This window comes from Nonomuraea purpurea, from assembly GCF_042650645.1.
Classification (GTDB): Bacteria; Actinomycetota; Actinomycetes; order Streptosporangiales; family Streptosporangiaceae; genus Nonomuraea; species Nonomuraea purpurea.
Genome location: NZ_JBHSBI010000056.1, coordinates 24,279 through 33,476 on the forward strand (window position 1 = coordinate 24,279; position 9,198 = coordinate 33,476).

7 protein-coding genes are annotated in these 9,198 nt (G+C 68.6%); 2 read left to right on the forward strand and 5 right to left on the reverse strand.

Annotated features, from left to right (window positions below):
• Positions 1–21: 21 nt before the first annotated feature.
• The 3 genes from ACFOY2_RS53405 to sigJ all read right to left on the reverse strand — a co-directional run bounded on the left by ACFOY2_RS53405 (position 22) and on the right by sigJ (position 3,485).
• The gene (locus ACFOY2_RS53405) at positions 22–1,026 is read right to left on the reverse strand and encodes a hypothetical protein (RefSeq protein WP_379535884.1); all 1,005 of its coding nucleotides are present in this window, start codon (positions 1,024–1,026) and stop codon (positions 22–24) included.
• Between the two features lie 360 nt (positions 1,027–1,386).
• Positions 1,387–2,508 carry an NAD(P)/FAD-dependent oxidoreductase gene (locus tag ACFOY2_RS53410; RefSeq protein ID WP_379535885.1) on the reverse strand — a complete coding sequence of 374 codons (1,122 nt, stop codon included), beginning with the start codon at positions 2,506–2,508 and terminating at the stop codon, positions 1,387–1,389.
• Between the two features lie 86 nt (positions 2,509–2,594).
• Positions 2,595–3,485, reverse strand: a complete 891-nt coding sequence (gene sigJ / locus ACFOY2_RS53415) for an RNA polymerase sigma factor SigJ (RefSeq protein WP_379535886.1) — start codon at positions 3,483–3,485, stop codon at positions 2,595–2,597.
• 68 nt (positions 3,486–3,553) lie between these two features.
• Between sigJ and ACFOY2_RS53420 the strand changes: the two genes are divergently transcribed.
• Positions 3,554–4,126 carry a DUF6506 family protein gene (locus ACFOY2_RS53420; protein WP_379535887.1) on the forward strand — a complete coding sequence of 191 codons (573 nt, stop codon included), beginning with the start codon at positions 3,554–3,556 and terminating at the stop codon, positions 4,124–4,126.
• Between the two features lie 429 nt (positions 4,127–4,555).
• Complete coding sequence (locus tag ACFOY2_RS53425) at positions 4,556–6,394, forward strand: bifunctional metallophosphatase/5'-nucleotidase (protein ID WP_379535888.1); 1,839 nt, start codon at positions 4,556–4,558, stop codon at positions 6,392–6,394.
• Between the two features lie 304 nt (positions 6,395–6,698).
• On the opposite strand, the gene ACFOY2_RS53430 is transcribed toward ACFOY2_RS53425, so the two are convergent.
• On the reverse strand, positions 6,699–7,958 hold the full coding sequence (locus tag ACFOY2_RS53430) for a hypothetical protein (RefSeq protein WP_379535889.1): 1,260 nt from the start codon (positions 7,956–7,958) through the stop codon (positions 6,699–6,701).
• Positions 7,959–8,200: 242 nt separating this feature from the next.
• Positions 8,201–9,198, reverse strand: a 998-nt coding sequence (locus ACFOY2_RS53435) for an ATP-binding protein (protein WP_379535890.1), incomplete at its 5' end; no start/stop codon positions are given.

Consider the following 9,198-nt stretch of genomic DNA (forward strand, 5'->3'; position numbering starts at 1 on the left):
AAACCGGAGTCGCACAGGGGGTCAGCCCAACATATTCAGCTCCGCCTCCAACTCCCTCCAGTAGGTGTCCTGGAGCTTCCCGTCCTGCTGCCAGCTCACTGCCGGGCTGGAATCGACGCCTCCGCCGGACAGGCTACCCAGCTCGTCGGGGAGCATCTCGTAAGCGACGGCGATCGACCTGTTCACCTCGCGGAGGTAATCGCGGGCCCGGTCGTGGGCCCCGCCCCCCGAGGGCCAGATCCAGTCGGGCAGGTCGTCGTCGATCTCCAGGTCGCCGAGTTTGACGGTGTTCTCGAACTCCGCCTGGTACTGCTGCAGCATGCCGGAGAGCCAGGTCAAGGCCTGGCCGGTCTTTCCGCAGGCGTAGGCGAGGACACGCGCGTCCGCATGCGTCGAACGCAGGTATGCGTGCGCGTACTGCGACGTTCGTCCCGGCCAGGCGTCTGAGAACTGTCGGGCGCGGTCCTCGACGGTCTGCTGGAAGTCGACGAACAGGGTGGCGAGCTCGAAGCAGAGCGCACCTCGCTCGCCCATCGCAATCCAGTTGCCACTGTTCAGGTAGAACTTGACAGCCGGCGCGTCATGCCGCGAGACGTCCTCGTCGACCCAGGGTTCCTTTTCGAAGATACCTGCGGGCCTCTCGTCCTGCCGGTCGATGAGCCGATCCGCCGTCGGGCTGTAGGAGTCGAAGAGCCCTTCCGCTCTGTCGTAGTTGACACCGCAGGCATAGGCAAGGGAACCGATGTTGGAGTAGTTGCGGTAGAGGACAACGGCTGTGTCCCTGATCGCCTCTCCCAAACGCCAGAGGTTGAAGTTCAGCTGTCCCAAAGATTCCCACGCCAAGAAGTTCGCGGTGTTTTGGACGAGGCCGTGGTCCATCGTGTAGTCCCCGGGCACCCAGTTGACCAGGTTCTGCACCGCCTCGAACTGCTCTGGGAGGATGACGGGCAGCGTCCAGCCGCCGCGGACCTGTTCGCCGTGCAGGACCTCCTCCGGCTTCAGGGTCATGCCGCCGTCTTCCAGCATCTCCAGGCCGATCTTCTTCAGCCTTGTGCGGTCGACTGCGACGTCGTGGACGGACGGCCACGACGGGGACGGCTCCGGATCTCCTGACCAACCTGACCAAGGATCGGAGCGGACAGGTTCGTATGCCATGCTGCGCCACTTTCGCTTGAAGGGCCGGGTAAGACGATCAAGATGGTAAAGCTCGGCATCGTGCGCTGAAGCCAGAAGTCGATCTCCCGTCCTCCGCGTGGAAAACGTTTACGTCCTGTACCCGTGGGAGCCGGGAGCGAGACTCCCCTCGGCCACCCGACGGTCACCGAGCCGGCGGCTCCGCTCTTGCACGTCCGCAGGGCGTGTACACACAACAGCGGTCCCTGACGCTCACATGATCGGACGGTAGGGGCCCGAGTGGCGCATGGCCCAGACGGTGCCGCGCAGGATGGCCTCCTTGAAGGCCGCCGAGGGCCGCCCGGTCATGACGGTTTCGAGCGAGGTGTCGTCGGGGCGGGTGAACTGGGTGACGGCGTCGTGGCGGCCCAGGCTGATGTTCTGCCAGACGTACCGGAACAGGGCTCGGCGCGGCTCGCGTCCGGTCAGCAGGTCGGCCACGGCCTCTCCGGCGTACATGCCCATGGGCAGGCCGGTCTGGCAGGCCATGCGGGTCGGCCGGCCGCTGCGGTCCGCGGCTGCGGCGTCGCCGGCGGCGAAGACGTCCGGATGCGACACCGATCGCAGCGCCCGGTCCACGAGCATGCGGCCGTGCCGGTCGGTGGCCAGCCCGGCCTGCGCGGCCAGCTCGGGAACGCGGAATCCGGCCGCCCACACCACCGTGTCGGCACGCAGTTCGTCGCCGCTCTCCAGGAGTGCGCCGTCAGGGTCGATCTTGGCGACCTGGGTGTGCTCGCGCACGTCGATGCCCATGCGGGCGAAGGCCCGGTGGATGTGGCGGCGGGCGCGTACGGACAGGCCCTCGCCGACGAGCCCGGCCGAGAGCAGTTCGACGCGCAGCCCCGGACGGGTGAAGGCGAACTCCGTCGCGGCCTCGATGCCCGTCAGCCCGCCGCCCACCACGGTCACCCTCTGCGCCCGCGCGACGCGCCGCCCCAGGCGGACGGCCTCGTCCGCCGTCGTGAGCGAGTACGCGTGCTCGCGCGCCCCCGGCACGGCGGCCGGCTCCGCGCCGCTCCCGAGGGCGTAGACCAGGACGTCGTAGTGGAGGGTGTACGGGGGCGTGTCCAGGCGTACCGTCCTGGCCTCCGGGTCGATCCCGGTCACCCGGGCCACCACCAGCTCGACGCCGGTGCCTTCGAGGAGGGTGGCCAGGGGCAGGTCGGGCAGCCGCTGACCGGCGGCGAGCTGGTGGAGCCGTACCCGCTCCACGAACCTGTCGGAGGCGTTGACCAGCGTCATCCGGGCGCCGGTGCCCCGCAGCCGGCGCGCGGCGCGCTTGGCGGCGCCCAGCCCGGCGTATCCGGCTCCCAGCACCACGATGCGGTCCTTCATGGCTCCTCCTTCTGATCGAGTCGCCACTTGAACCGATGGGGCCGTCGATCCGTGACAGCTCGTCCACGTGATCGTGGTCACACAGGTCAGAGGAGTTGGGAACCGGCGAAGGTGAGTTTGGCCGGGTTCACCGTGGTGCGGACCGCTGTAACCCGCCCGTCCTCGATCTCCATGGCCATGGCCGCCAGCAGCCCGCCCTCCCCGTCGAGGATGAGCACCCCGGCATCGCCGTTGATCTCCGTGGCGTGGATCGTCACGCCTACGGCCTCCGGGCGTCCGGTGAGCCCGAGCAGGTAGCGCAGGACCTTCGCGCGCCCATGCACGGGCCGGCGCGCCGCGGTCGTGCCGCCGCCGTCGGCCCAGGCCACGACGTCGTCGGCGAGCAGCCGTTCGAGCGCGGCCACGTCGCCGTCGAGCGTGGCCCGCATGAAGCCGCGCACGATGCGCCGATGCTGCTCGCGATCGCTGTCGAACCGCTTGCGCGGTTCCCCCACGTGCACCCTGGCCCGGCGGTGGAGCTGGCGGGAGTACGTCTCCTCGATGCCCAGGATGTCGCCGATCTCCGCATGACTGTGCCCGAACGCCTCCCTCAGCACGAACACCGCCCGCTCCACCGGGCTCAGCCGTTCCAGCAGGATCAGCACGCCCAGTGACACGGACTCGCGCTGTTCGACGGTTTCCAGCGGCCCGAGGGCGCCGTCGCCGGTGAGGACCGGTTCGGGCAGCCACGGCCCCAGGTAGCTCTCGCGCTGTACCCGCGCCGAGCCGAGCTGGTTGAGGCAGAGGTTGGTGATCACCTTGGTCAGCCAGGCGGCGGGCACGTTGACGGACCCGGCCTGGCTCCAGCGCAGGTACGTCTCCTGCACCATGTCCTCGGCCTCGGCGGCGGAGCCCAGCAGCCGGTACGCCAGCCCGAACAGCCGCGGCCGCTGCCTCTCGAACACCTCCAGAGGCCCTGCCGCACCAAGGGAATCCACCCAACCGATGCTAAATCACCAAGGAGCGGGGTTGACCTCAACTATGGTTGAGGTGTCATGGTGGAGGTATGTCGAAGAACACAGTGATCATTTACGAGGAGTCCGGCGCGGACCCGTCCGTTGACGTCATGGCCATCGAGAACACGCACGGCCGCACCCGCGTGCGCGCCGTCGCCGAACCCGCCCAGATGCTGGAGCTCGTCACCCGGTTGACCACGGAAGGGGTCGACCAGGTCGAGCTGTGCGGCGGGTTCGGCCCGGTGTGGCACGCCCAGGCGCGCAGGGCCGCCGGTGACGGGGTGACGGTCGGCGCGATCTACTACGGGTTCGAGTCGCTGACCAGCGTGGCCTCGTACAAGGCGCGCTTCGAGGCCGGAGAGGCGCTGTCGGAGGCGTTCATCGTGGTGCACGAAGGGGCCGATCCCGGCACCGACCGCGTCGTGTTCGACAAGCCCGAGGGCGGGCGGACCACCTTCGTGGGGGTGCCCGACGACGCGGCCGCCGCCGAAGTGGCCGGGAAACTGGCCGGTGAGCTGCAGCTCATCGAGCTGTACGGTGCTCAGGGCCCCGAATCGGCCGCGCCCGTCGTCGAGGCCGTGAACGCCGAGGTGCCCGTAGGGGTCACCGCATACCGGCGGTGATCACCTCCCTCTAGTGCCGCATCATCTTGGGTTTGCCCCGTTTCGTAAGGGTGCTGGGACAGCAGGCGCCGAACCACCTCACCGTCGATCCGCCCGGCCTCGCTCACGCCTGCCGCCTCCACTCACTCGGGCTGGTACGCGCTCAAGCTTCGGCGCGGTGTTCGCTTGCATTTCCGACGTCTCCAATCAGGCTGAGGGCACGGTCGAAAACGGACCGTTAACGAGATTGTCATCAGACATACACGTTGGCGTCCGCCGTCTTCCCGGCGATGATCGACGGGCTGTCGCGCACGCGAAGTGCGAGGTCAGGGCTTTGCTGTCGGCATCGGCCTGACAAGGTCACCGGCGTTCGAAGCCGCCCTGGTCGATCTTCCGTCATCTTGGGACACTACGATGCATTTTCGTTTGATCCTTTCTCAGGAGTCCCCGATGACTTTCATACGTTCACGCCGCACGCCGTTGCTCGCAGCGGCGGTGGCGCTCACCCTCATGGGCCCGCTTGTGACCAGCGCCTCGGCCGGGTCCGGGTTCGCCAGTGCGCAGCCCGAATTCACAATGACGATCTTGCACAACAACGATGGCGAGTCCCACCTGATCAGTGCCCCCGACCAGCCGAACTATGGCGGCGTGGCCCGGTTCACCACCTTGATGAAGCAGCTGGAACGGAGCGCGACCAGCGGCAAGCCGAACCCCTGGATCGCCGAGAAACGTGGTGCGCTCCTGCTGTCCTCCGGGGACAACTACCTCGCCGGTCCCGAGTTCGCCGCGAGCCTGAAGAAAGGCGTGCCGTACTACGACGCGCTGGCGCTGAAGGAAGTCGGCTACGACGCCACGGCGATCGGCAACCACGAGTTCGACCTCGGCCCCGATGTGCTCGCGAACTTCATCAAGAGCTTCGGCAAGGACGCCCCGCCCTTCGTCTCGGCCAACCTCGACTTCAAAGCGGAGAAGAACCTCCAGGCGCTGGTCAAGAAGGGCACGATCGTCTCCAGCACCACGGCCAAGGAGCGCGGCGAGCAAATCGGCATCGTGGGCGTGACCACGCCGTTGCTGCCGGCGATCGCCAGCCCGCGCAAGGTGAAGGTGCTGCAGAACGTCGCCCCTCTGGTGCAGGCCGAGGTCGACGCGCTCACCAAGCGCGGCATCGACAAGATCGTGCTCATCGGCCATCTGCAGGGCCTGTCCGCGGACCGTGCGCTCGTGCCGATGCTCAAGAACGTGGACGTGGTCATCGCCGGCGGCGGCAACGAACTGCTCGCCAACGACGACACGCCGCTCGTACCGGGCGACGAGATCAGCACCGACCCCAAGACGGGCGAGAAGCTGCGCTACCCGCTGTACGTCAAGGACAAGGACGGCGCCGACGTGCCGATCGCCACGACGGCGGGTGACTACAAGTACGTCGGGCGCATGATCGTCAACTTCGACGGCGACGGCAAGGTCATCAACGTCGACTCCACGAGCGGGCTGGTGCGCGTCTCAGGCGTGGGCGCCGACGCCGTCAAGCCCGACAACCAGGTCCAGAAGACGGTGGTCAAGCCGGTCCAGAAGCACCTGGACGCCCTTGAGGACCGCGTGATCGCCAAGTCGGAGGTAGCCCTCGAAGGCCGCCGGGACCCGGGCGTGCGGACCAAGGAGACCAACCTCGGCGACCTCCTGGCCGACGCGCTTCTGGCCGCGGGCAAGAAGCGCGCCGCCAACTACGGTGTCACCGCGCCGGACGTGGCCCTGCAGAACGGCGGAGGCATCCGCAACAACAGCCTCATCCCCGCGGGTAACGTCAGCGAGCTCGACACCTACACGGTCGCCCCGTTCAGCAACTTCGTGGCCGTGGTGCCCAACGTGCCGCGCAAGCAGTTCAAGGAGATCATGGAGAACTCGGTCTCCGGCCTCCCTGCCGCCGACGGCCGCTTCGCCCAGGTCGCTGGGTTCACATTCGTCTACGACCCCAAGGGCACGGCCCAGAAGGTCACCGACGACGGCACCGTGACCGCTCCCGGCACGCGCATCAAGTCGATCAAGCTGGACGACGGCACCGAGATCGTCAAGAACGGCAAGGTCATTGCGGGCGGCACCATCTCCCTGGCCACCAACGACTTCACCGCCCGCGGCGGCGACCAGTACCCCTTCCGCGGCCTCGACCTCACCTCGGTCGGCATCACCTACCAGCAGGCGCTGGCAACCTTCATCACCGATGACCTGAAGGGCAAGATCACTAAGGCGGCCTACCCCGTGTCCGGCACGGGCCGCATCACCACCACTTCGTAGCACCTGCGCGGATCCCCAGGGCCAGTGCGGCGATCGCCGCACTGGCCCTTCGTGATCTCAGGGCCGGCATGCTGCCGCGGATCCGCCCTGGCACTCCCGACAGGGCGCGGCCCGGCCCATGGCCAGTCTCGACCAGCCGGAGGCCGTCGTTCGTCAGATGGCGCGCACCCCTTGCGCGAGGTCAATCACATCGTGATCTTAGGGTCCGGGAAAGACGTCGGCTCGCCCTCCGATCGTTCCGGAGGACGAGCCGTTTGGTTCTATGACCGGTGCAGGCCCGTGGCGGGCCTGCACACCTGGGTGACTACCAGTCGCCTCCGCCGAAGTCGCCCCCGCCGAAGTCGCCTCCGCCACCGCCGCCGAAGTCGCCGAAGCCACCACCGCCGCCGAAGTCGCCTCCGCCGCCGTCGGCGTAACCCTCGGCGTAGCCGGCGCCGTAGCCCCCGCCGCCGAAGCCGAAGCCGCCGCTGAGCATGCTGCCCATCATGGTGCCGATGAACATACCGGTCATGATGTCGCCGAAGCCGCCGTAGTAACCGGAGGCGTAGGGCTGGTAGGCGGGGCCGGCGTCGTAGTAGGGCCGGCGCTCGCCGTCGACCATGACCTCGCGCATCTGCGGGTCGAAGCCGCGCTCCACGGCCTCGGCGTCCATCTTGCAGGCGGGCACGTCGCGGACGGCGCCACCGGGCGGCGCCCAGCGCACGTCACGGGCCGACGGGCCGTGCTGCGGGTTGAAGAAGCAGGGGGCGCGTCGCTCGGGCACCGGGTCGTTGTTGACCTTGGCCTTCACCACGGCCAGCGCGTAGCGGCCGTCCTCGAGGGTCTGGGTGACCTCGCGAACCTGGTCGGCCTTCTCGACCGCGGCGAGCTGGTTCTTGGCCTTCTCGTAGGAGTCGAGCGCGGTCTGCCACTCCTGGATGTGCTTGCCACCCTCGCCGGCGAGCGCCACGTCGGTGTCGAGGGCGGTGATCTCCTCGCCGAGCTTGGTGACGTCCTCGTCCACGGTCTGCTTGACGGCGGCCAGGTCCTTGGCGTCCTGGATGGCCTGCTTCTTCTTCTTGTTGCTGGAGTAGAGGAAGTAGCCTCCGCCGCCGGCCAGGACGAGAACGCCCAGGGCGATCAGCGCGCCACCGCCACCGCCGCCGGAGTCGGCCAGGCTGTCGGTCTTGAGGGCCTCCTTCGACTTGCCCGCGACGGCGGCGTCGACGCGCTTGGTGAAGTCCTGCATGCCGGCCACGATGTCACCCGAGTTGGCGGTGACCGACAGGTCGGCCAGCTGGCCCGCGACGCCGGCGCGGGCACGGATGGAGCTCGAGGCCGCGAACAGCTTGGTGCCGTCGAGCACCGCGATCGTGGCGCTGGGCCGGCCTGCGGCGCTCAGCGCGGAGTTGAGGCTGTTCATGTAGGACGCAATGGTGGACTGGTCAACGGTGCCGCTGGGGAGCGCCACAGCGTAGATTTTGCTGTCGGCCCCCTTCAGCGCATCATTGATCTCGCTCTGCTGATCGGAGTTCAGCGCGGTGCCGGAAACCGCATAGAGCGGGTCGTTTTTCCAGTTGGACACCACTGAATTCGCATCAGGGGGAGCAGCCGCCGCGTTGGCGGCAGGGGACAGCGCAAGAACGACGATTAGACCGGCGATCAGAGCCGCGATCGCGGCCCCTGCTCGGCGCAGCGAATGGGTCATTGGCAGCAAGCCTCCTTCGCCCATGACGACGAACGGGCGGTCGGCAAAGTTCCTCATAGGGAACGTTACCTGTCCGGGGCCGCGCGGGTGCGCACTGTGATCGAACCGCGAGGCTCGGATCAGGTGTCCTTGATCTCGCAGATCGTGGCCCCCGACGTGACCGTCTGCCCCACGGCCGCCGTCAGCCCGGTGATCGTGCCGGCCTTGTGCGCCGTGAGCGGCTGCTCCATCTTCATGGCCTCCAGCACCACGACGGTGTCGCCCTCGCTCACCGCGTCGCCGTCGGTGGCCACGACCTTGACGATCGTGCCCTGCATGGGGCTGACCAGCGCGTCGCTGCCCGCCGACGACTTCTTGGCGCTGCCCCCGCCGCGCCTGGGGGCCTTGTTCGCGCCGGGCGCTGGGGCGGCGGCGCCGAACCCGGCCGGCAGGACCACCTCCAGCCGCTTGCCCCCGACCTCGACGGTGACCGCCTCGCGTTCGGGCGCGGCCCCCGCGGCGATCTCCCCCTCGTACGGCGGCACCGGGTTGTCCCACTCGGTCTCGATCCACCGCGTGTGCACGGAGAACGGCGCGGACGCGAACGCCGGGTCGGACACGACCGCCCGATGGAAGGGCAGCACGGTCGGCATGCCGGAGATCTCGAACTCCGCCAGCGCCCGCCGCGACCGTTCCAGCGCCTCCTGCCGGGTCCGCCCGGTCACGATCAGCTTGGCCACCAGCGAGTCGAACGTCTGCGGCACCGTCATCTCCGCCTCATAACCGGCGTCGAGCCGCACGCCGGGCCCGGTCGGCGGGCGCATGACGGTCAGTGTGCCGGGCGCGGGCAGGAAGTCGCGCCCGGCGTCCTCGGCGTTGATCCGGAACTCGATGGAGTGCCCGCGCAGCACCGGGTCGTCGTAGCCGAGCGCCTCGCCGTCGGCGATGCGGAACATCTCGCGGACGAGGTCGACGCCGGCGACCTCTTCGGTGACCGGGTGCTCGACCTGCAGGCGGGTGTTGACCTCGAGGAAGGAGATGGTGCCGTCCTGGCCGACGAGGAACTCGCACGTGCCGGCCCCGACGTATCCGGCCTCGCGCAGGATGGCCTTCGAGCTGTCGCGCAGCAGCGCCTCCT